Consider the following 1,363-nt stretch of genomic DNA (forward strand, 5'->3'; position numbering starts at 1 on the left):
GGGTTGGATGAGGGCGGGGAGCAGGGCGAGGGCGGCGAACCGGGTCGACCGGCCGACCAGGCAGGCCGCCGCGAAGACGGTGACGGGTGTCTTCGCGGCGGCGACGCAGAACGTGATCAGCAGCAGCGGCGGCAGTCCGACGCCGGCGCTGAGCAGCACCACCGGTACGGCGAGGGCCGGCCGCTGCGCGGCGGCCTCGATCGCCCGGCCCCAGTGATCCAGCCGGCGTCGTAACCCACCCCGGGTCCGGTCCCGCTCCCCCGCCGCGGCCCGGCGGCGGTCCAGCCAGCGACGCAACGCCGAATTGCGCAGCGAACCCCGGGCGGCCAGCAGGATCAGCACCTTGCCGATGGTCTGCCCGACCGCGGCGACGAGGGCGACCGGCAGCGCCGCGCCGCCGAGGGCGCTGGCACCGACCACGTACGGCTCGATCGGCACCGCCGGCACGAACGCCGACACCAGCGACAGCCCCAGCGCGGCCAGCATCTGCCCGATCACGAGGTCACCAGCGACGGGCCACGGAGCTGTGGCTCGACGAACGGTGGGCCCAACGGCTGGCGGGTGAGCCGGTGGACGACGACGACCGAGCACACCTTGACCACCAGCACCAGCGTGGCGACGGCCACGGCGTACCAGTAGGCGGCGGGAATCAGGGCGGTCAGGGCGAGGGCCGCGGTGTTGAGCACCTTCGCCGGCGGCCACCAGTTCCACCGGTAGACGCCCCGGTGCACCAGGTGGAAGTAGTTGGGGCTGAGGATCGGCCAGCGCAGGAACGCCAGACTGAGGTGGCAGTCGAGCACGAGGAACTGCACCAGGAAGACCGCGCAGGGCACGGCGAGTTCAGGACGCAGCACCAGCAACGCGGCGATGCAGAGGCTGCACGACGCGCGGTCGGCGACGATGTCGAGTACCGCGCCGAACCGGGTCTCCTGGCGCAGCAGCCGGGCGACCAGCCCGTCGAGCACATCACCCAGCCAGTAGGTGGCGTACGCGGCGATCAGCAGGGCGGGGCTGGCCCGGGTCAACGCCAGCACGGCGAGGACGATCGCGGCGACGGCCCGGACGATCGTGATGGCGTTCGGCGTGTTCAGCGCGTGCCCGTCGAGGGCAGCAGACATTCCGGCGTGCCGGTCGCCGGCCGGATTCCCCCTGGACACAGCGGACCTACCTGGTCGTGGACGTCGGGGGGCCGTCGTCGCCGGCCGATCGGCGGCGGGATCCGGATCTGTGCCCGATGCTCATGTCGCGCCCCGCTAACTGGCCGCCCCGAGGGAACGTGACCCAGCGTAGCCACGGCCGCCCCCATTGTAGAGCGTCCGCCATCGAACACCATGGCATCGACACCGCGTGGCGGCGGGACCCG

Annotated in this window: 2 protein-coding genes; both read right to left on the reverse strand. The window is 72.9% G+C overall.

Going from position 1 to position 1,363, the window contains the following annotated elements; all coding sequences use genetic code 11:
* A partial coding sequence (locus E1166_RS30565; RefSeq protein ID WP_132343259.1) for a hypothetical protein occupies positions 1-486 on the reverse strand: 486 nt, incomplete at its 3' end.
* Positions 487-494: 8 nt separating this feature from the next.
* The gene (locus E1166_RS30570) at positions 495-1,157 is read right to left on the reverse strand and encodes a CDP-alcohol phosphatidyltransferase family protein (protein ID WP_243710615.1); all 663 of its coding nucleotides are present in this window, start codon (positions 1,155-1,157) and stop codon (positions 495-497) included.
* Between the last annotated feature and the right edge of the window lie 206 nt (positions 1,158-1,363).

Origin of the sequence: Micromonospora sp. KC213 (assembly GCF_004348325.1) — a bacterium.
GTDB lineage: Bacteria > Actinomycetota > Actinomycetes > Mycobacteriales > Micromonosporaceae > Micromonospora.